This is a genomic window from Legionella bononiensis, assembly GCF_016786215.1.
Classification (GTDB): Bacteria; Pseudomonadota; Gammaproteobacteria; order Legionellales; family Legionellaceae; genus Legionella; species Legionella bononiensis.
On sequence record NZ_JADOBG010000003.1, the window covers coordinates 20,045 to 40,074 of the forward strand.

Below are 20,030 nucleotides of genomic sequence, written 5' to 3' on the forward strand. Positions count from 1 at the left end.
GTTTTAGAGTGATATACCATGGTTCAATCGTATAAAGAATTAATTGACACAATAAAATCCAATCAAAAAAACATGGTAGCTCAGCTCCATGAATTCTGTGAAATCAATTCTGGAACCACAAATCTTGAAGGTTTGGCCACTATGGCTAATGCGTTACACAATGCATATAAACCTATTGCAGACTCCATTCAATTTAAAAAATTGCAACCGCTTTCAGTAATCAATATGAGTGGAAGCACAACGAAACAACATTGTGGAGATGCATTGCTTATCAGTAAACGTCCTCATTTAAAACGCAGAATCCTCCTTAGCGGACATATGGATACCGTATATGCGGCTACTAATCCCTTTCAACAGTTAACCTACGTCAATGACAATTACGTCAATGGACCTGGCGTAGCCGATATGAAAGGCGGTCTCATTGTAATGTTGCACGCATTATCCGCATTCGAACAAACAGAGATGGCCTCAGAACTAGGCTGGGATGTCATCATTAATTCCGATGAAGAAATCGGCTCGCCCGCTTCAAGTATGCTTTTTGATGAGTTAGCACCAAACTACCAGGCAGCCCTGGTCTATGAACCCGCGATGACGGCAACAGGTACTTTAGCAAAAAACCGTAAGGGCAGTGGAAAATTAACCCTGATTGCTACGGGTAAAGCGGCTCACGCTGGTCGATCTTTTGATGAGGGAAGAAATGCCATTTGCTACCTTGCAGAAGCCGTTACGGCCGTTCACGCATTAAATGGACAGCGAGATGGAGTCACTATTAATGTAGGTAAAATAGCTGGTGGCGAAGCCTTGAATGTAGTTCCAGACAAAGCAGTAGCACAACTTGATATTCGTATCAGTCTTCCAGAAGATGAGTTTTGGGTCAGAGAAGAACTGAACAAACTAATCAATAGAATGAAACGGACGGATTACTCCCTGACTGTTCATGGTGGATTTGGAAGGCCGGTAAAACGCGTGTGTAATGCGACTGAACGCTTGTTTAAACGTGTGCAAAACATTGGAAAAGAATTAGGTTTATCTATAGACTGGAAAGACAGTGGTGGGTGCTGTGATGGGAATAATCTAGCTCACCACGGATTAGCAGTCCTGGATACCCTGGGTGTGAGAGGTGGAAATATTCACAGCTCCGAAGAATATATATTGCTTGATAGTTTATCAGAACGTGCTGCTCTTAGTACCTTGCTCTTGACGGATTTGGCACAAGGCGGCTTAGAGGATCTAAAAAAATGATGCTATTTCGCAGCGTACGTGAATCAGATTTGGATGCGATTCACCAACTGGCAGAGAAAAGCGGTATAGGGATGACAACCCTGCCCAAAGATAAAGAATTACTTAAAAAGCGGCTTGAGTGGTCGTGTAATTCATACGCAAAAAACGTAAGCAAGCCGGCCAGTGAATATTATCTTTTTGTATTGGAAGATCAAGAAAATAATAAAATTGTCGGCACTTCAGCCATTGAAGCAAAAACAGGACATGAAACGCCATTTTATTCGTATAAAGTATCCAAACGTACTCGAATATGTCATTCACTGGGCATAAGAAGCGATTATGAAGTGCTAAGTCTGGTTAATGATAATCAGGGACGTAGTGAAATATGTACCCTTTTTCTGGACCCTGAATACAGAAAGAACAATAACGGATTATTGCTTTCCAAAGGACGTTTTTTATTCATGGCCCACAACCCAGCTCGTTTTGCATCGTTAGTTATCGCTGAAATGCGTGGAATTTCTGATGAAGAAGGCCACTCCCCTTTTTGGGAAAATATCGGCTCCCATTTTTTTCATATGCCCTTTGCAGAGGCAGACCGGCTTACGTTAGCAACCAACAAACAATTTATCGCAGATCTGATGCCACGTAATCCAATTTATGTCAAGCTACTATCCGAGAGCGCTCAGGCTGTCATAGGCAAGCCCCATCAATCCACCGTACCCGCAATGAATATTTTATTAAAAGAAGGTTTTCGGTATAACAACTATGTTGATATTTTTGATGCAGGTCCAACGATTGAAGCACCTATTACAGAAATTAGAACGATCGCCCTAAGTCGCATTATGGTGATTAAAAGCATCAGTGACGAAGTCAGCAGCAATGAATATTTACTGGCAAATACACAAATGGATTTTCGATCAACAATTAGCTATGCCGTATTTAATGAACAGGAAAACACCTGTATTATCAGCAAAGAAACGGCTAATTTACTGAAAGTAAAATGCGGTGACAGCCTTCGTATCTCACCTATACGAATCAATGAGGCTCCCCCATTGTAATAAGGAAAAAAGATGTCCAAATTACCTATCAAGCAAGGCAAAGGTCAGTATATCAATGGAATATGGGAAAAAGGCAAAGGAATCACTCTGGAGTCCGTCAATCCCTCATATGGAACCCTGCTATGGCAAGGAACCAGCGCAACAGAAGAAGAAATTAATGCGGCAAGTATTGCAGCACATCAAGCACTTTCAACATGGTCCAATACCCCTTTTGAACAACGTGCTCAATACACCAGGGAATTTGCCCAACAGATTGAAAAAAATCGTGCTCAGCTCGCAGAGTTAATCAGCCTGGAAACTGGAAAACCGTTATGGGAATCACAGACTGAAGTCACTGCTGTAGTAGGTAAAATCAATTTATCCATACAAGCTTATCAAGAAAGGACCGGTTCCAAACAAACGACCACTGCGGAAGCAAATGCCTGTTTGCGTTTCAAACCACAAGGTGTTGTTGTGGTATTAGGAGCGTTCAATTTTCCAGCCCATTTAAGTAATGGGCATATAGTACCCGCACTTCTGGCGGGAAATACCGTTCTCTACAAACCCAGTGAACAAACGCCAGCTGTTGCCGAACTCGTCATGCAATGTTGGCATAATAGTGGTATACCCAGTGGTGTCATTAATTGTTTACAAGGTGATTATCACTGTGGAGTTACACTGCTTTCTCAAGACATTCAGGGAGTTTATTTTACTGGAAGCTATCCTACCGGAAAACGGATACATCAACAATTTGGTGAACGACCGGAAGTGATTCTGGCTCTTGAAATGGGAGGAAATAATCCTTTAGTTATTGATAAAATTGCTGATCTGAATGCGGCAGTTTATCACACCATTCTTTCTACCTTGATTACCTCGGGACAGCGATGCACCTGTGCTCGACGGGTTATCATTCCGAATACACATCAAGGCGATGAATTCCTCCAACGATTTATTCGAGCATGTAAATCGGTACAGGTCGGTCCGTTTGATAATCAACCGGAACCTTTTATGGGACCAGTGATAAGCCATGTACAGGCATTGAAGCACCTTCACGCCCAGAACCAGCTCATTGAGGCAGGTGGTGAATCTTTATTAGCTATGGAGCTGAAGGCAGAATATACAGGCTTGTTATCTCCTGGAATTATTGACATGACTCGTGTCAATAATCCTCCTGATGAAGAAATTTTTGCGCCATTTGTTCAGATACATCGGTACAACAGTTTTGATGAAGCGATTGAGTTAGCCAATCAGACCCGTTATGGTTTAGCCGCTGGATTATTAAGCGACAGTGAAGAGAATTACTTACACTTCTATCAAAGGGTTCGTGCGGGATTGATTAACTGGAACAGACCTACTACAGGCGCGGCAAGCAGCCTTCCATTTGGTGGTGTTGGATGCAGTGGTAATCATAGGCCAAGCGCTTACTTTGCAGCGGATTATTGTTCCTACCCTGTTGCCAGTATGGAACAACCCGTTTTATCTACACCGGCGCAGCTTTTGCCTGGTATTGTTTTGGAATAATGTATATGAACGTATGTGAATTAAATATGGATGGTCTGGTCGGCCCGACCCATCATTACGCCGGTCTTTCTGCCGGTAATATAGCCTCTACCACTAATGCTTTAAGTCCGTCTAATCCACAGGCGGCAGCCCTGCAAGGGTTAGGTAAAATGCGTTTGTTACACAATATGGGTTTAAAACAAGGCTTATTGCCGCCGCATCAGCGCCCTAACCTTGATTTGCTTCGTCAATTAGGATTTACCGGATCACCAACAGAACAAATTAATAAAGCGAATAAAGCAGCCCCGGAATTGCTCAGCGCCTGTTATTCAGCATCAAGTATGTGGTCAGCGAATGCGGCTACTGTTTCAGCAAGTGCGGATACTGCAGACGGTAAGGTGCATTTTACGGCAGCTAATTTAGTCAGTAATTTGCATCGACATCAAGAGGCTGATTTTTCCAAAAAACTATTACACTTTATTTTTGCAAATCCAGAATACTTTACTCATCATCCAGTATTGCCCCGTTCCAGCGTAACCGGTGATGAGGGGGCAGCAAATCATAATCGTTTATGTAAAAGTCATGCAGATAAGGGAATCAATCTCTTTGTTTTTGGCAAAAAAGCTTTAGGTACCAAAATAAATCATCCAGAACCGTCAAAATATCCAGCAAGACAAACACGAGAAGCCTCAGAAGCAATAGCCCGTAGCCACTTATTAGATTCAGACCAGGTTATTTTCGCTTATCAAAATGCAGCCGCTGTAGACCAGGGAGTATTCCATAATGATGTGATTGCCGTTGCTAATGAATCTGTATTTCTCCTGCATGAAGAGGCATTCTGTAATCAGGCTCAGGTACTTCAGACATTAAAGGAAAAAGCCGATTTCCCCCTTACTCTGATAGAAATTTCAAATAAAATAATCAGTGTGCAGGATGCAGTAGAAACCTATCTGTTTAACTCGCAACTAATAAGTTTGCCTAATCAAAATAGCATGATTTTAATAGCACCTTTTGAGTGTCAAAATAATCCTAAAGTGAAACACTGTATTGATGAACTGATTAATGATAACAGCAATCCAATTAACTCCGTTCATTACCTTGATCTGAAACAAAGCATGCGTAATGGAGGTGGGCCAGCCTGCCTCAGGTTGCGTGTTCCGTTGAATGAACAAGAGATAGATGCCATGCACCCTGGAGTATTAGTGACGAATCAACTATTGGACGTTTTAGATCAATGGGTTATTAAACACTATAGAACCGAGTTATTGGCAACAGATCTTGCCGATCCTCAATTAATGAATGAAAGCCTACAGGCACTGGATGAGTTGACTCAAATTTTAAAATTGGGTTCTATTTATCCTTTTCAATCCTGATTGGCAAATTTTGGTAAAGCAATGCAGCGCTTTATCAAATGCTTCTAGATTTATCAATCGCCTGGTACATTAGCCCAGGCAGATTAAATTGCGATCTTTATGAAATAAGCTCTAACCATTAATTGGTTTTTTAATTACGGTCAGATGTATAATGAATACAGCATATCATCTTCAGAAGATATGTCATGATCATCGGCTTCACAGACCTTACATAGCTCATTGAATTTCGATTCAATATGCTCTAAATCCAACGCTTGAACCAGCCTCTCATAGTACTCTGTATTTTTTGTTTTTTTACTGTATTTATCCCGCTCAGTTGCAAATTCCTCTTTTATCAAATCAAAAGCAAATTGCCCATGTTCTTTTAAAAATCGTTTAAAATCAGGCATTGATACCAGGGTATTTCTTATTTCCTGAATGCGATTCTTCTCATCAGTTACCAACTTATCATGAATGTTGTTTTTAGATGTATTCGACGAAGAAGAAGCAGCAGACGCAGGATCTTCGGCAATATTCAATTCTGCAAGAACTCGAAAAATCTCTGGATCAGTTAAAATATACTTGAGAAAGGTTTTATATTTGTGAAAAATAAATACAGGGTGGCCAGCTAATAATTTATAATTGGTATTATCTTCAACAGTATATGAATTTCGTTCAAAATGATCATATCTCTTATGAAACTCCAAACTGAGAATTTCCATTTGATCTTTTAGAACACGAATAAAACCATCACTGTGCTGAAGCATTTTCTCTAACCATTGCTCATCAGGTGATTCAATTCCCGTTACTTCTTTAAATAAAGGCCCCTGAGAAAAAGTTATGAAATTCGTGCGAAGCTCTTGATAATGCACAAAAAAAGAAGCGAGATAACGCTCTGCGACTTTTATATGAGCACCAATTGTTCTGGCATCTAATGGATTTACCCCTAAATAAATAAGATCTGCTAATTGACTTACTTTTTCTATCAGACATTTAAAAAAATGTCTGATTTTCTCTTTAACATCTACTTGATCTATTGGTTGATTCGTTATTAATCTATTCAGCTTTAAATAAACACTATGAAAAAAATCACTGATTTGTTCAAAATACGTTTTATTATTATGTTCTAAATAATCATTTTCAATATAATCAAATGTGGCCAATATTAAATGTATCGGTATAAGATTGAACAACACATTGCTTTCGACTACTTCCTTATCTATAACTGCCAGTACCTGAGCGAAATTAGTTAACAAAATATCTCGTAAATCAGGTTGTTTTGTAGGCCAATAAAATAAATTGGGTTCATCGATATCAGGAAAATGTTCCATATTATATTCATTACAAGCAAACTCGACACTATCAGAATGCCTGAGTAACTGATTAAACACATCATTCGATCGATAATCATAAAGAATATTTGCTTTTGTCCAATCAAAATCTAAAATGATTCCATCCTTTGACGAATCGGAATTATGACCATCTCCCTCTTTAAATATATAACGAGTACTCCATCCCACTCCCAATCCTTTAATGGTACGATAATTTTTTAAATCTCGAGTCGGTACAGTGTACTGAATGCCATCAATTTCTTCACTAAGATTCTGCCCACATTGATCCAGATCAATTCCTTTAGTTTTAACTATTCTGTCCAATTGTTCTAATACTTTAATAGACAACCCTAAAGGTTCTTTAATGCTTCCAATGGTTTTAAAGGTTTTAAGTTGGCGAATTGCCTGGTTTAATTGATAATATTCGTTCAAAAAATCAGGAGCCCGTGCTGCTTGAGACATTAAATAATCTCTTCTTTGTTTTAGCGCGTTTAATGACGTGTTCATTGAGGACTGCCCTGGATTATTGAGGGATTGCAGTAAAACATTTCGTGTAGCGTATTGAGTAGGTGTAGTTTTTAACCAAGAAGAGACAAAGCTCAATGAAGCATAGTATTTAAATCCTCCAGATGGATTATACGTGTTGTAATAATTTAGAAGATTTTCAGTACAAAGTATTAAACTACGTTGTCTGAACTCTGTGTCAATTTCAGGGCTACTGATTAAAAAATCATTGAGGCAAAGAGGAACGTCGTAATTTGAACGAAAACCAACCATTGCTTTTGAACTTACTCGATTTACTATTCCATCCCGATCAAAATAAGGGCGAGTATTGGGAACATATCTGGAAGTAGCTATAAACTGACAAATTGCGCCACAATAGGCTTCAAGTTCTGCAAGACCTGATTGGGCATTATGATGTTTTAAAAAATAAGCAGAACGTTGTCCTGATTCTCTTTGATCCTTGATTTTTTGCACCAAGACAACTTTATTGGACAAAGACACATCATCTGATCTTATCGGCTGAACCTCCTCTATACTACGAGCTCTTGGGGGAAGTGCAACATCATTTTTAACTAATAACTTATCACGCTTTTCATCCATACGACTGACTCCCTGTCTGAAAAATATGTTATTTTAGGCTAAACTTTGCAAATTAAACTTAACAGAGGTTTATTTGAAATACAACGAAACAATTAAAAATACTCAATGTATACAATTGATATAAGGATTAACACTCTCATGTGGAAAACAAAACTGGGGCAATGTATTTATACTTCCCCATCGGGATATAAAGTATTTCAAAACTCAATTTATCGTTGGCTTACTTTGGGCAGCGAGGCGTTACAAACGGTAATCAATCGACGAAAACCACAAAATCCAATCTTGCATTATCTGCCTGCTCTTACACTTATGGCTAGGAACTATCCTGATAATTGTTGTTTATTCGGGCTAGGTGGTGCGGGCATACCCCACATGCTTAAAACCATTACTCCGAACCAATCAATCACTGCTGTAGAATGCAGCGAAGAAGTTATTCAAATATCCAAAAGCTATTTTATGGTAAATCAGTTACCCAAGCTTGAAATAATCCACCAAAATGCCAGCGAGTTTGTTCAAAGCACTTCTCTACTATACAAGCACCTTATTGTAGACTTATATGATGCCCATAATTTTCCCAAAGAATGTACAACAGATAACTTCTTCATTTCATGTCACAACCGTCTCACAGAAGATGGATTTCTTGCAGTTAATCTGGCTAATTATAAAGAGCAATGGGAACTCGTCCAGACCATTAAAAAGCAATTTAATACCGCAATAGTGATACCAATCAAACATTGCGCGAATCTGGTGCTGGTTGCAGCCAAAAATCCCAATAAAGAGGTGTTTATTGAGCAAATAAATGCTACGGGAGAAATGAAGAATATTTCATGGACCCAATCCTGGGGAACCCTTGGAGAATATTAAACATCGTCCACTTAAATTGAGCCCACTATAAATAAGAGCTATCTCGATCCAAATACAGCAGGACCAACTTTATTTATTCACTTTGTTGCTCACTCATATAATTAATTGCAGCGATAAGAGCTTCATCAGAACAATCCTTATTGGGTATATCCGCTTCATTGCATAAACCGCCATGATGCATCAAGCCTTTACCCATTTTTACACTGTAAAGAAGATAATCTATTGGAGTTTTGAAATAAGAAGGATTTTTTTCAGATTCAGTTTTTGCCTTTTTAAATCGTATTTGCCAGGCATTTTTATCAAATGCGGCAGGAGCTTTAATTGCGGTTGCCAGTTTTGGGGAATGACAATTTTGGCAGGCAATATCGTAGGTTTTTTTTCCCAAGTCATTGGAAAAAGACATGGTACTTATTAAAGACAATAGAATATACCCCAGTATCCGTTTCATTGCAGTATCCTATTTTTATTATTATTGATTTAAGTTTAGGATTATTAATGGAATTATTCCAGTTCAAATATAGAGGTACGTGTGCGACTCATTTTCGGCAAATGTACTCTTTAGGTAAAAACTTAGCGCTGTAACTAAAAAAACCCGGTGGGTCCGGGTTTTGATACTATTTGATAAATCGTGTTATAGAAAAAAGAATAGGGTGGCGTAATTTAAATTTCCATTAAATCTTTTTCTTTTGCAACGAGAATTGCATCAATTTCAGCAATATATTTATCAGTAAGTTTTTGAATTACTTCAGTAGCACGACGTTCATCATCTTCAGAAATTGCTTTTTCTTTAACTAAATCTTTCAATTGAGAATTCGCGTCTCTTCTAATATTACGAATGGATACCCGTCCCTGTTCCCCTTCGTTACGCACCACTTTTATCAATTCTTTACGACGTTCTTCTGTTAAAGGAGGCATAGGAACACGAATCGCACTTCCTGCTGTAGACGGATTCAAACCCAGGTCAGAAGTCAAAATAGCTTTTTCAATTGCAGCCACCATAGATTTTTCCCAAGGAGTAACTGTAATGGTCCTTGAGTCACTGGCGCTAATATTTGCTACTTGGCTTAAAGGAGTTAGAGTTCCGTAATAATCGACTTGAACATGATCCAACAAGCCTGCATTAGCTCTTCCAGTACGAATTTTTGACATATCCACGTGCAATGATTCAATCGTTTTCTTCATCCGCTTTTCTGAGTCTTGTTTTATTTCATTGATCATGATTCGCTCCGACTATAGTACCTACTCGCTCTCCGGTTACAATTCGCTTTAATGCATTAGGAGCCGCCATATCAAAAACCTGTAATGGCATACCTTGATCCTGGCACAAACAAATTGCTGTAGAGTCCATAACTTCCAAACCCTTGGTTAATACTTCTTTATAAGTTAAATAATCATATCGAACAGCATCTGGATTTTTAAGAGGATCAGCAGAATATACTCCGTCCACTTTTGTCGCTTTCAATACAACATCAGCACCTACTTCAATTGCTCTTAAGCAAGCAGCTGTATCCGTTGTAAAAAATGGATTACCTGTTCCCGCTGCAAAAATCACAACTTGACCATTTCGTAAATGAGTCATTGCCTTACGTCGATGATAAGAGTCCACTACACCCATCATAGGAATGGCTGACATAATACGTGCCGGTAAATCGATTCGCTCCAAGGCATCTCGAATTGCCAAAGCATTCATTACTGTTGCCAACATTCCCATATGATCACCGGTAACCCGCCCTAACCCAGCTTGAGAAAGGGCTTTACCACGGAATAAATTACCGCCACCAATAACCAAACCTACTTCGACTCCCATTTGAATTAACTCGGCAACATCTCGAGCTAAAGTATCAAGAACAGAAGGATCTATGCCAAATTGCGACTTGCCCATCAAGGCTTCGCCGCTAAATTTAAGCAATATGCGTTTGTATTTTAATTTCGGGTGACTTTCATTCATCATGTACGAACCTGAGCCATCACTTCTTCAACAAAATTATCTTCTTTCTTTTCAATACCTTCACCCACTTCATAGCGAATGAAAGAAACCACTTCAGCATTTTTCTCTTTCAGAAGTTGACCTACTTTAATATCAGGATTTTTAACATAAGGTTGGCCTAATAAGCTGACTTCATCAATAAACTTATTAATACGTCCTTCAATCATTTTATCGATAATTTCTTGTGGCTTACCGCTTTCTTTTGCTTGAGCTGTGAAAATTTCTCTTTCGTTTTCAATCGCTTCAGCTGATACCTGATCACGATTTACAACGATAGGCTTGCTGGCTGCAATATGCATTGCGATGTCTTTGGCTAATTCTTCTGAACCATTTTTCAAAGCAACCATAACACCAATTCTTGAGCCGTGTAAGTAGTATCCAATAACTCCGCCAGCACAACTGATTCGTTCAATACGTCGTAATTTAATGTTCTCACCAATCTTAGCAACCAACTGTTGTCTGGCTTGCTCAACGGTGATTCCACCAGATATAGTTAAATCAGATAATGCAGCAATATCAGACACAGAACTGTTTAAAGCAGCTTCAGCAACAGCATTTGCAAAGTTGGTAAAGTTCTCATCACGTGCTACGAAATCTGTTTCGCTATTGATTTCTATCATCACTGCGGAACATTCGTCTGCAGAACGAGCAATAACAACGATACCTTCAGCAGCAACTCTATCCGCTTTTTTATCTGCTTTAGCCTGGCCTGCTTTGCGCATTTCCGTTATAGCCAGCTCTATATCACCGTTAGTCGCAATTAGAAATTTTTTACATTCCATCATGCCTGCGCCTGTGCGCTCACGAAGTTGCATTACTAATCCAGCACTAATTGTTGACATATTCATTTCTCCACATAGCAAAAAGGGGGCTAATTAAAATTAACGCCCCCTTTATTCAAATATTAATTATTCCCCAGCTTTATCAGCTTCACCGGAACCAGTAGCAACTTCTACAAATTCAGAGTCAGAAGACATACCACCAACAGTATTGCTGTTTTTTCCATCCAGAATTGCATCCGCAATACAACGAACATAAATATCTACAGCTCGCATGGAATCATCATTTCCAGGAATCACGTAATCAATATTGTCTGGGCTGTTGTTGGTATCGACAACACCAATAACAGGTATTTTTAACCGGCGTGCTTCTTCAACCGCAATGTGCTCAAAACCAACGTCAACAACAAACAGAGCATCAGGTAAACCACCCATGTGTTCAATACCACCTAAACCACGCTCTAATTTCTCAAGTTCACGAGTCAACATCAATGCTTCTTTCTTGATCATGTCGTTAAACAGACCTTTTTCTTTCATTTCTTTTAATTCTTTCAATCGGAATATAGATTGACGAACTGTCTTATAGTTGGTCAACATACCACCTAACCAACGATGATCTACATAGGGCATACCACAACGTCTCGCGTGTTCACGAATACTGTCTTGTGCTGCTCTTTTCGTTCCAACAAATAATATTTTTGCTTTATTTGATGCCAATCGACCAACATAATTTACCACGTCGCTCAACATAGGCATGGTTTTTTCTAAATTGATGATGTGGATTTTATTTCTTGATCCAAAAATGTACTCACCCATTTTAGGGTTCCAGTACCGAGTTCTGTGACCAAAATGTGCTCCGGCTTCGAGCAGTTCACGCATACTAACATTCATATTATATCTCCAGGGTTATGCCTCCACGCTTCCCATACGAAACCCACAAGGGACCCTAACGTATGTGACGAAACGTGTGTGTATTTAAAGCGCGTTATTTATAACATATCGAAGGATTTTCAGCAATGAAATTAATAGATAACACTGTATTTATCTATTCTTTTCGATCTATACTGCGCCAATCATGGATGGAATGAGTTAATTATACCCACAGGAATATACATTTAACGAACAAGAGGAAATGATAATGAGTAAGAAACTTATCTGGTTATCGGTAATTACTTTAGCCTTGATTATTGGACAACCATCTTATGCTTGCCCAGCCGAAAAAAACCCATCCAAATCATGTCATTGTAATGACAGCAAAAAAATATCCCAGAATTTAAATTTGACCCATGATCAAAAAGCGAAAATCAAAGCAATACGGGTCCAGGCTAAAACTCAGTTAAAGTCCAGCTACAAACAACTAAAAGTGATTCGGGCTCAAATAAACGACTTAATCAAAGCAGAGAAAATCGACGAAGCAAAACTGGATAATTTGATCAATCAAAGAAGTAAAATTAAAGGCGCTATGTTAAAAAGCCACATCCTGATGCGCCATCAAATATACTCGCTCCTGACAGCTCAACAAAAACAACAATATCAGGAAATCAAAAACATGCATGAGCATCATCACGCATAATGGCTCATCTCACTATTTTCTTGTTCCTCACGCACTGTTGAATTGCTACTCAACAGTGCTACATCCCTTCCTTGACTCTCAATCGAGACAGGCCTAAAATCAACATCAAATTATCACCAGGGGTGCTAAACCGTTAATTGGTTTGGCTGAGAAAAACCCTTTGTACCTGATCTGGATAATACCTGCGAAGGAAGAGTGAATTATGTCTTACTTGAAGTACTGCCATTTATTTTATAAAAAAAAGCCGGATAGCAGTTTTTTATCCAGGCTAATTCGTCTTAATCGGAACTCCTTACAATCAATTTACGATCATCCATTCAATCAGGAGTTATTTGCAGGAACACTGCCCCAAGAAAAATTCGGACAATATTTGCGTGATGATTTTTTATATTTGCGTCAATTTTCATCCGCGCTGCAGAACATTGCCAAACGAACAATCAAGATTAATCCGGATTTATCATCACAGCTTAACAAGCTGGCTGAAGATGTTATAAACAATGAACACACCATGCAGTTACAATACCGAATTCATTTTAATGATTTTAATGAACATCAAATGGGTTATTCGGTATCACAATATTCACAATATTTGGTTAACACCTCAACGCAAGCCAGAGTACCTGAAGCTCTTTGCAGTATCCTGCCCTGCTTCTGGATATATTACCAATTAGGCACCATGATACAAACGTCTTCCATAATGACACCACATCCCTATTATGAATGGATAGCGACCTATTCAGGAGCTGAATTCGTACAGGTTACAAAAGATCTGGCAGCAACCGTGAATTTAATAGTGGGGGATGCGAATCAAATGAAACATTCTGAACTCATAGAATTTTTTTCCAAATCCGTTGAATTTGAGCTCGATTTTTTTAACGAAATATACTATCCCCAAGTTACTGCAAAACATGTTATATATTCACTGGGTAAATAAACGTATTAACAACTCAATCAGGAAGCAAACATGTCTTTATCAATGCATCAAATAACCATCCCTGTATTCATTCGAATGTTAAATAACATATCAATTATTCTAAAAAAAGCCGAAGCTCATTGTGTCAAAGCACAAATTGATCCAGCCGAATGGCTTAATGCTCGTTTAGCGCCGGATATGTTTCCCTTGGTACGCCAGGTACAAATCGCCACTGATACAGCAAAGGGTTGCGCTTCTCGTCTTGCGGCTATTGAAATCCCTGTTTACGAAGATACTGAATCCAGCTTCGCGGAATTGGACGATCGAATCCAAAAAACCATCCATTTTTTACAAAGCTTCAGTTCATCACAAATTGACAGTAGCGAAAACAGAGAAGTTACTTTGAAAGCACAACATCATGAACTTCATTTTAAAGGACTGGATTATGTAACGCATTTTGTTCTACCAAACTTTTATTTTCATATCAGCATGACCTATGCCATTCTGCGTCACAATGGTCTAGTCATTGGTAAAACAGATTATCTGGGTAGTATCCAATAGTTAGTGTCCCTGTTCTGGATTCCTTAATTAAATTAAAATTTATTTATTGTAGCCCGTATTAGCACAGCGTAATACGGGAATCAGTGGAGTTTGTTGTTACTTCGATCCTGTATTACGCTACGCTAATACAGGTTTACAGATTCTCTTAATGTTCATGTGCCCTGGGGCATTCAGATACGCTACACGATCGATTTAATCGCATTGTTGTTGTGTCCAGCATTCGCCATCTAAATTACATAGTCTTACAGGCTGGCACATAGGAGCATAGTATCCGACACCGGGGGCTCCTGTTACTACTGCCCCACCATACCTGCCTATATTGTTCCAACCGTTGTTATGCCATACAACACCATTCCATCCACCAACGGCACCATGCCAACCTACAGCATGCCAACCTCCATATGCTGCAGCAGCGGCACTGGCAATAACACACAATGCAAAAACAAGAGTTCGTAACGCATTTTTCTTTACTTTGCTGTTCATGGAATCATCCAATCTTCATTAAGTCTGATGTTTTCATCCTTAATTATAGTTTATTTTTTAAACACAAGATAAAGTAAATCAAATGCGCAACAGTAAGCATTTAATACGACAAAACAATGAAAATATTAGGTGACGCACCTAATTAATAAGAGAATTCAAAATCAGATTACCCAAACGGGTAGCATTAACTTTCGCTTTATTGGTTAAAACAACAACTCCAAGTTTTTTCTCTGGCGAAAAACCAATAAAGGTATTAAAACCCTGATTCCCTCCATTTTTGGTTATCAGCAGGTTGTTTCCACGAATCACTCTTTGCCAGCCTAACCCCATAATAAACTTAGGTCTGACTACAAAAGCAGGTTGTTGAGCCAATTGCATGGCGGTCAGCAATTGTGAAGAAGCATTATTCACTTTAATACCCAGATTCGCTTTCATAAAATTCAACATATCAGCAGAAGATGATCGTAATGCACCCCCACCTAAATAGTTAGCAGGAACATAATAGGGTGCTTTGTTATTATTTTTTCGATAACCCTGAGCCTCTTTCGCTTTCAAGGATTGAGGAACATCAAAATAAGTATGAGTCATTCCTAAAGGTCCGGTGATGTTTTCAGCGGTTAAAGCAGTTAAAGAGGTTCCGGTAGCCTGTTCCAAAATCAGGCCTAAAAAACCAAAGCCAATGTTTGAATAGTGATAGTGAGTTCCAATTCGTACATTGGGATGCCATGTTTTTAATTGTTTAATAAACGCTTCCCTGTCACTTCTGGCCACACCAAATTCTTCCATTTGACGCGGAAAACTTGCCGTATGTGTCGCAAGATTAACTATTTTAACTCGATTTATAGGCATACCCTTCGTGTTAGCAAGCTGAGGTATGTATTGAACGACAGAATCTGATAGTTTAATTTTCCCCATCTCTACTTCAAGAGCAAGTAACGTGCTCACAAATATTTTAGTAATCGAAGCCAATTCAAAAATAGTATTTTTGGTAACTGGAGTACCTTTTTGTTTATCGGCTACTCCATAGTTATAAAAGTAATCCTGGCCATTATAATAAATAGCTATTGAAACTCCGGGAATCTGATGAGATGAAATAAACGGTTTAGCAATCGAAGGTACCAGGAGATCTAAATTCTTTTCCGCATCGGGTTGAGATGCACTAACCGAATTACAGAATAAGAACATTAAAATAGATAGGGACAGAATCAACTGCTTGAGTTTCATGAGCTTTTCCTCAGTTCAATAAGGTTCTACATCACACCAGGCTTGTTGACAATTTAGGATTCAACGTCACGTGTCATTGGAAAATAATTGATGAATTGTCAACCTACCCTATCATTCAAACAATTTATCTATGCTGTGGCAAGATAATCTTCACCGTATTGCTCCAGATAATCGTTGTAGTTACCCAGGTAATTTTGTACTCCATATTGTTCAGTAAGAACCAATACCCGTGTTGAAATATTATCAATAAAATACCGATTATGGCTAACAAATAAAACAGCGCCTTGGAATATCTGTATCGCTTCAATCAAAGCATCAATAGATTCCAAATCCAAATGGTTGGTTGGTTCGTCAAAGATGAGGACGTTATGTTGTTCCAAAATTAATTTTGCCATGATTAAACGGGCTGATTCGCCCCCGCTTAACATCCCAATTTTTTTATCTACATCCACACCTCGAAATAACACCTGTCCCAAAACTTTCCTGATTTCCTGTGACGGCGCAGCAATCTGATCTTCCATCCATTGCAATACTGTTTGTTCAGGCACTAATTGAGTACGATAATCCTGGGCAAAATAACCAATACTCACGGTGTCATTCCACTCGAATGCGCCATGATCGGAATGCAACTCATTCAAAAGGATTTTCAATAAAGTTGATTTACCGATGCCGTTTGGTCCAATGATTGCACATTTATCACTACGCTGGATGGTAAATGAGACGTCTTTTAATAAAACGCGCTCATCAAATTTCTTATGAAGCTGTTCTACCTTAACTACTGATTTACCTGATGGTCTTTTCTGATGAAAATTAAAATACGGTTTGAATATATTGGACTCTTTGATTTCTACCAACTCAATCCGATCAATCATTTTTTGTCGGGAAGCGGCTTGACTTGCTTTACTTGCTTTTGCCCCAAAACGATCGACAAAACCTTGTAAGGCTTCAATTCTTTTTTCCTGATTTTTTAATTCACTTTGTTTTAAACGTAAACTTTCTTCTTTAGAGAAACAGAATTTATCATAATTACCCGGATAATCGAGTACCGTATCGTAATCAATATCGAGAATATTCGTCGAAACATTATTAAGAAAACTGCGATCATGAGAAATGAAGATCAATAACCCTTTAAATTGTGTTTTCAAAAATTCTTCAAGCCAGGCAATAGATACGATATCCAGGTGGTTTGTCGGTTCGTCAAGTAACATGATATCCGGTTGTTGATAGAGTACTTGAGCTAATAAAACACGTAATTTATATCCGCCTGATAATGCGCTAAGAGGACCATAATGAAATTTTTCAGCAATACCCAGGCCCAATAGCAGCTTCTTGGCAGTGGCTTCTGCTTCATAACCGCCCTGGTTCATGATGATTTCTTCTAACTCACTTAATCGATACCCATCCGCTTCACTAAAAACATCCTTGGAATATAAATTATCCTTTTCAACCAATGCATCCCATAAGTCCGAATTACCACGAATCACTACATCAACAAGTCGATCTTCTTCATAGCGAAAATGATCTTGTTTTAATATACCGATTTTAAGATTTTTAGCTTTTTCAACTGTACCGTTGGACGCTTGTTCTTCTCCAGCCAATATTTTTAAAAAAGTCGATTTACCGGTACCGTTTGCTCCGACAACGCCATAACGCTGGGTAGGCAACAAGATTAAGTCCACATTTTGGAATAACGATTTAGGTCCAAACTGCATACTGATATTTTTTACTTCTAACATCTGCCCAGCCTTATTTTATATTCAATGACACATTCTAACTAATAATCATAACCTGGGTAGCAAACTCACCTCGTTCACCATGTCCCAACACATAACTAATCCGTTGTCCTTCTTTTAATTCTTTGTAACCAGCAGCCTGAATTTCTGAAAAATGCACAAAAATCTCTTTTTGACCTTCATCTGGTGTAATAAATCCATATCCTTTAATTTTATTAAAACGATTTACAGTTCCTGTATGCATCAATAGTTCCTAATTTTAGCGTCGAAACAAATGAACAAATTATGCTCATTAAGTACAATTAATTGAGCAAGTTTAACACTAATTATATTTTTTTGCACTGTAATTATAATTTGAACCAATAAGTTCGGATTTTATTCACATTTGATCCTTCAAATTAAAGTTATTCCCAATCCGGTCGAGAACCAAGTTGAAAACCAGAGTACTGATGTTGGCAATAAGCTCAACATCAACTTGAAAAAAGTGTCCACAAGGAGAAAGTTCAATGAAAACCTTTAAATTTTTACTGGCATTAACGATCATTACATTAAGTTTCAATGCAAGTGCCAACTGGTTATGTATAGTCAATGACGCAAAAGGAAAAGTATTCAACGGTACCGGTCCAGACAGAGCAGCCGCTCTGGGAACTGCAATGGAATTGTGTTCAGAAGGTTCAGAATTTGCCAAGAATTGCGTGGTTGTTCAATGTACTCAGCAATAATCCTGAGGGTGATTCAATGAGGTTGAGCTTTCAACAGAGCTCAACCACTTATATTACATTAAATTATGTTCTGGAAATTTAAGGTTTTCAAACATATAAACTGCTGATAATTTTGAAGTTCCTTCTAAAAAACAAATTCATCAACATACTCTCCACCACCATGTTCGCCGTCATTAAGAACAAAATCAAAATGAAATCGAGCGCCATAGCGATTCAGATCGGAATCAACAGAATATCGAGCATGAATTTGTGTATTGGCCTGATTAATTAATGGCAAGAAGGAATCAAAGAACTCTTCGGCTTTAACAGCTCCTCTTGAAGTAGATACGACGATTCCATCAGGTTCAAATAATTTTTTCATCTCTTCAGCATTTCCTGAGGCCAGATCCTCAATATACTGTTTAATGACTTCCTGTCTCAATTTTAATAAGGATTGATCGTCGGTACCAATGGCGGCCATGGATTGATACGATACACCTGTAATCAGCAGGAACAAGGACACTAGTTTCATTTGCTGCATATAAATACCTCTGTAATTAATTAAATCAAAAGCACTTTAATCTTTAAAATAATTTGTGTAAATCCAGAACAACCTATCCTTGTGATAGGCAAAATCTATATTTAATAATGATAAGATGGCGGTTGGGAGAAAATTTTGATACTTTGCTCAAAGAATCCTGAAACGATAAAACTGAGGAACTCTCCAAGTTAAGGAATACCCCATGTCAGCCTCTGATATGAATACAACCACTTTAAGCAAGCAGGAAAAAAATTGGATCCAGGAACAGCGGATTACTCGAATCTCGGATCAAAAAGAAGTCTTGATTTATCCAATGGGAGCGGAACGCTATCTGTTCTCAGTTTTATCAGGTGAAAATAAGCATCGTTATAATATTAAAGCGGACATAGAAAATAAAAACATCCTTATCATCCCGGGTTATGGCAACAGCAGCTTTATATTTGCCCAAGCTGGAGCGAACTCCATTACTGTTTATGATAAGGATCCCGTGACAATTGCCTGGATGAAAGCTTATAAAAAATATTATCATTACAGAGAATATGACGAAGCAGGAAACCCCTATCCTTCAGTTGGAGAACTATTAACCGCACTGACATGCTGGTATCCGCCCCTGCTTAAGTTACCTACAGGACAAATTACCCATAGAATCCTTTGGCTTTTCAATCCCAGGTGGTTACGTCGTAACTATATTTTTTATATTTTATCGCTTGTTCGAAACGCCATTCAAAATAAAGATAAAAAACACTATGAATTTGAAAAAAATATCTGCTTTTATGCTGGAGAATTAAAACACCTGATGCACAACAAAAATAAACCCGTTTTTGATACTGCGTTCGTTCCTTATTTACTAGGTGTAACTAATGGAATAGAAAAAAAAGAAGAGATCGTTGAATTTATTACGCAATTAATGCAACTGGTACCATCAGGTCATGTACTCGTAAGTCCCACTCAAAAAAACAAGGAATTTTATATTCTAGGACAAACCTATTTTGTCACTACAGACTACCCAACACTTGCATCCATCCCCGGTCTGGAGTCTCTGGTTATCAATGAAGACAAAGAATGGTTCAAAACCCAAGGTCTCACGATATTTGCTTCAGAGGGTAAATCCAGATGAGCTAATATG

21 protein-coding genes and 1 riboswitch are annotated in these 20,030 nt (G+C 38.3%); of the genes, 10 read left to right on the forward strand and 11 right to left on the reverse strand.

Annotated features, from left to right (window positions below):
- Positions 1 to 18 precede the first annotated feature (18 nt).
- From IZU94_RS03030 to astB, 4 genes are read left to right on the forward strand one after another with little or no spacing between them, the layout of a single operon-like run.
- A complete protein-coding gene (locus tag IZU94_RS03030) occupies positions 19 to 1,242 on the forward strand; it encodes a hydrolase (RefSeq protein WP_203107889.1) in 1,224 nt (407 codons plus the stop codon).
- The gene (gene astA, locus IZU94_RS03035) at positions 1,239 to 2,279 is read left to right on the forward strand and encodes an arginine N-succinyltransferase (RefSeq protein WP_203107891.1); all 1,041 of its coding nucleotides are present in this window, start codon (positions 1,239 to 1,241) and stop codon (positions 2,277 to 2,279) included. The genes IZU94_RS03030 and astA overlap by 4 nt, the downstream gene beginning before the upstream one ends.
- A 12-nt stretch (positions 2,280 to 2,291) precedes the next feature.
- The gene (astD, locus tag IZU94_RS03040; protein ID WP_203107893.1) at positions 2,292 to 3,779 is read left to right on the forward strand and encodes a succinylglutamate-semialdehyde dehydrogenase; all 1,488 of its coding nucleotides are present in this window, start codon (positions 2,292 to 2,294) and stop codon (positions 3,777 to 3,779) included.
- 5 nt (positions 3,780 to 3,784) lie between these two features.
- Positions 3,785 to 5,131 carry an N-succinylarginine dihydrolase gene (astB, locus tag IZU94_RS03045; protein WP_203107895.1) on the forward strand — a complete coding sequence of 449 codons (1,347 nt, stop codon included), beginning with the start codon at positions 3,785 to 3,787 and terminating at the stop codon, positions 5,129 to 5,131.
- A gap of 140 nt (positions 5,132 to 5,271) precedes the next feature.
- On the opposite strand, the gene IZU94_RS03050 is transcribed toward astB, so the two are convergent.
- Positions 5,272 to 7,545 carry a hypothetical protein gene (locus IZU94_RS03050; RefSeq protein WP_203107897.1) on the reverse strand — a complete coding sequence of 758 codons (2,274 nt, stop codon included), beginning with the start codon at positions 7,543 to 7,545 and terminating at the stop codon, positions 5,272 to 5,274.
- Positions 7,546 to 7,683: 138 nt separating this feature from the next.
- Between IZU94_RS03050 and IZU94_RS03055 the strand changes: the two genes are divergently transcribed.
- Positions 7,684 to 8,409, forward strand: a complete 726-nt coding sequence (locus IZU94_RS03055) for a spermidine synthase (protein ID WP_203107899.1) — start codon at positions 7,684 to 7,686, stop codon at positions 8,407 to 8,409.
- A 73-nt stretch (positions 8,410 to 8,482) separates the two neighbouring features.
- On the opposite strand, the gene IZU94_RS03060 is transcribed toward IZU94_RS03055, so the two are convergent.
- From IZU94_RS03060 to rpsB, 5 genes are all read right to left on the reverse strand, one after another.
- The gene (locus IZU94_RS03060; protein WP_203107900.1) at positions 8,483 to 8,857 is read right to left on the reverse strand and encodes a c-type cytochrome; all 375 of its coding nucleotides are present in this window, start codon (positions 8,855 to 8,857) and stop codon (positions 8,483 to 8,485) included.
- A 212-nt stretch (positions 8,858 to 9,069) separates the two neighbouring features.
- Positions 9,070 to 9,627 (reverse strand): ribosome recycling factor, encoded by a 558-nt coding sequence (frr, locus tag IZU94_RS03065; protein WP_203107901.1) that lies wholly within the window; start codon positions 9,625 to 9,627, stop codon positions 9,070 to 9,072.
- Positions 9,617 to 10,360, reverse strand: coding sequence for a UMP kinase (gene pyrH, locus IZU94_RS03070; protein WP_058473493.1), 744 nt, complete (start codon positions 10,358 to 10,360; stop codon positions 9,617 to 9,619). The genes frr and pyrH overlap by 11 nt, the downstream gene beginning before the upstream one ends.
- A complete protein-coding gene (gene tsf, locus IZU94_RS03075) occupies positions 10,357 to 11,238 on the reverse strand; it encodes a translation elongation factor Ts (RefSeq protein WP_203107903.1) in 882 nt (293 codons plus the stop codon). The genes pyrH and tsf overlap by 4 nt, the downstream gene beginning before the upstream one ends.
- Before the next feature lie 66 nt (positions 11,239 to 11,304).
- Entirely contained in the window at positions 11,305 to 12,066 is a 762-nt protein-coding gene (gene rpsB / locus IZU94_RS03080) for a 30S ribosomal protein S2 (RefSeq protein WP_203107905.1), read from the reverse strand.
- 247 nt (positions 12,067 to 12,313) lie between these two features.
- Here rpsB and IZU94_RS03085 point away from each other — a divergent pair, with 247 nt between their 5' ends.
- From IZU94_RS03085 to IZU94_RS03095, 3 genes are all read left to right on the forward strand, one after another.
- Complete coding sequence (locus tag IZU94_RS03085; RefSeq protein WP_203107907.1) at positions 12,314 to 12,748, forward strand: Spy/CpxP family protein refolding chaperone; 435 nt, start codon at positions 12,314 to 12,316, stop codon at positions 12,746 to 12,748.
- Positions 12,749 to 12,856: 108 nt separating this feature from the next.
- Positions 12,857 to 12,959: riboswitch (TPP riboswitch) on the forward strand.
- Positions 12,951 to 13,682, forward strand: a complete 732-nt coding sequence (locus IZU94_RS03090) for a TenA family protein (RefSeq protein ID WP_203107909.1) — start codon at positions 12,951 to 12,953, stop codon at positions 13,680 to 13,682. It overlaps the preceding riboswitch by 9 nt.
- Before the next feature lie 30 nt (positions 13,683 to 13,712).
- Positions 13,713 to 14,222, forward strand: a complete 510-nt coding sequence (locus tag IZU94_RS03095; protein WP_203107911.1) for a DUF1993 domain-containing protein — start codon at positions 13,713 to 13,715, stop codon at positions 14,220 to 14,222.
- 192 nt (positions 14,223 to 14,414) lie between these two features.
- On the opposite strand, the gene IZU94_RS03100 is transcribed toward IZU94_RS03095, so the two are convergent.
- From IZU94_RS03100 to IZU94_RS03115, 4 genes are all read right to left on the reverse strand, one after another.
- The gene (locus IZU94_RS03100; RefSeq protein ID WP_203107913.1) at positions 14,415 to 14,705 is read right to left on the reverse strand and encodes a hypothetical protein; all 291 of its coding nucleotides are present in this window, start codon (positions 14,703 to 14,705) and stop codon (positions 14,415 to 14,417) included.
- Positions 14,706 to 14,843: 138 nt separating this feature from the next.
- Positions 14,844 to 15,929, reverse strand: coding sequence for a serine hydrolase (locus IZU94_RS03105; RefSeq protein WP_238400481.1), 1,086 nt, complete (start codon positions 15,927 to 15,929; stop codon positions 14,844 to 14,846).
- Positions 15,930 to 16,057: 128 nt separating this feature from the next.
- Positions 16,058 to 17,665: an ABC-F family ATP-binding cassette domain-containing protein gene (locus IZU94_RS03110; protein WP_203107915.1), complete on the reverse strand. Its 1,608-nt coding sequence runs from the start codon at positions 17,663 to 17,665 to the stop codon at positions 16,058 to 16,060.
- A 34-nt stretch (positions 17,666 to 17,699) separates the two neighbouring features.
- Positions 17,700 to 17,906 (reverse strand): cold-shock protein, encoded by a 207-nt coding sequence (locus IZU94_RS03115; RefSeq protein WP_203107917.1) that lies wholly within the window; start codon positions 17,904 to 17,906, stop codon positions 17,700 to 17,702.
- Between the two features lie 262 nt (positions 17,907 to 18,168).
- Here IZU94_RS03115 and IZU94_RS03120 point away from each other — a divergent pair, with 262 nt between their 5' ends.
- Positions 18,169 to 18,384 (forward strand): hypothetical protein, encoded by a 216-nt coding sequence (locus IZU94_RS03120; RefSeq protein WP_203107919.1) that lies wholly within the window; start codon positions 18,169 to 18,171, stop codon positions 18,382 to 18,384.
- Between the two features lie 124 nt (positions 18,385 to 18,508).
- Here IZU94_RS03120 and IZU94_RS03125 read toward each other — a convergent pair whose 3' ends face one another.
- On the reverse strand, positions 18,509 to 18,904 hold the full coding sequence (locus IZU94_RS03125; RefSeq protein WP_203107921.1) for a hypothetical protein: 396 nt from the start codon (positions 18,902 to 18,904) through the stop codon (positions 18,509 to 18,511).
- A gap of 202 nt (positions 18,905 to 19,106) precedes the next feature.
- Between IZU94_RS03125 and IZU94_RS03130 the strand changes: the two genes are divergently transcribed.
- Positions 19,107 to 20,021 carry an ABC transporter permease gene (locus tag IZU94_RS03130; RefSeq protein WP_203107923.1) on the forward strand — a complete coding sequence of 305 codons (915 nt, stop codon included), beginning with the start codon at positions 19,107 to 19,109 and terminating at the stop codon, positions 20,019 to 20,021.
- Positions 20,022 to 20,030 lie beyond the last annotated feature (9 nt).

Bases quoted from the DNA above. Each gene is read 5' to 3' on its own strand.
- IZU94_RS03030 (WP_203107889.1), top strand. From the start codon at position 19: ATGGTTCAATCGTATAAAGAATTAATTGACACAATAAAATCCAATCAA.
- astA (WP_203107891.1), top strand. From the start codon at position 1,239: ATGATGCTATTTCGCAGCGTACGTGAATCAGATTTGGATGCGATTCAC.
- astD (WP_203107893.1), top strand. From the start codon at position 2,292: ATGTCCAAATTACCTATCAAGCAAGGCAAAGGTCAGTATATCAATGGA.
- astB (WP_203107895.1), top strand. From the start codon at position 3,785: ATGAACGTATGTGAATTAAATATGGATGGTCTGGTCGGCCCGACCCAT.
- IZU94_RS03050 (WP_203107897.1), bottom strand. From the start codon at position 7,545: ATGGATGAAAAGCGTGATAAGTTATTAGTTAAAAATGATGTTGCACTT.
- IZU94_RS03055 (WP_203107899.1), top strand. From the start codon at position 7,684: ATGTGGAAAACAAAACTGGGGCAATGTATTTATACTTCCCCATCGGGA.
- IZU94_RS03060 (WP_203107900.1), bottom strand. From the start codon at position 8,857: ATGAAACGGATACTGGGGTATATTCTATTGTCTTTAATAAGTACCATG.
- frr (WP_203107901.1), bottom strand. From the start codon at position 9,627: ATGATCAATGAAATAAAACAAGACTCAGAAAAGCGGATGAAGAAAACG.
- pyrH (WP_058473493.1), bottom strand. From the start codon at position 10,360: ATGATGAATGAAAGTCACCCGAAATTAAAATACAAACGCATATTGCTT.
- tsf (WP_203107903.1), bottom strand. From the start codon at position 11,238: ATGTCAACAATTAGTGCTGGATTAGTAATGCAACTTCGTGAGCGCACA.
- rpsB (WP_203107905.1), bottom strand. From the start codon at position 12,066: ATGAATGTTAGTATGCGTGAACTGCTCGAAGCCGGAGCACATTTTGGT.
- IZU94_RS03085 (WP_203107907.1), top strand. From the start codon at position 12,314: ATGAGTAAGAAACTTATCTGGTTATCGGTAATTACTTTAGCCTTGATT.
- IZU94_RS03090 (WP_203107909.1), top strand. From the start codon at position 12,951: ATGTCTTACTTGAAGTACTGCCATTTATTTTATAAAAAAAAGCCGGAT.
- IZU94_RS03095 (WP_203107911.1), top strand. From the start codon at position 13,713: ATGTCTTTATCAATGCATCAAATAACCATCCCTGTATTCATTCGAATG.
- IZU94_RS03100 (WP_203107913.1), bottom strand. From the start codon at position 14,705: ATGAACAGCAAAGTAAAGAAAAATGCGTTACGAACTCTTGTTTTTGCA.
- IZU94_RS03105 (WP_238400481.1), bottom strand. From the start codon at position 15,929: ATGAAACTCAAGCAGTTGATTCTGTCCCTATCTATTTTAATGTTCTTA.
- IZU94_RS03110 (WP_203107915.1), bottom strand. From the start codon at position 17,665: ATGTTAGAAGTAAAAAATATCAGTATGCAGTTTGGACCTAAATCGTTA.
- IZU94_RS03115 (WP_203107917.1), bottom strand. From the start codon at position 17,906: ATGCATACAGGAACTGTAAATCGTTTTAATAAAATTAAAGGATATGGA.
- IZU94_RS03120 (WP_203107919.1), top strand. From the start codon at position 18,169: ATGAAAACCTTTAAATTTTTACTGGCATTAACGATCATTACATTAAGT.
- IZU94_RS03125 (WP_203107921.1), bottom strand. From the start codon at position 18,904: ATGCAGCAAATGAAACTAGTGTCCTTGTTCCTGCTGATTACAGGTGTA.
- IZU94_RS03130 (WP_203107923.1), top strand. From the start codon at position 19,107: ATGTCAGCCTCTGATATGAATACAACCACTTTAAGCAAGCAGGAAAAA.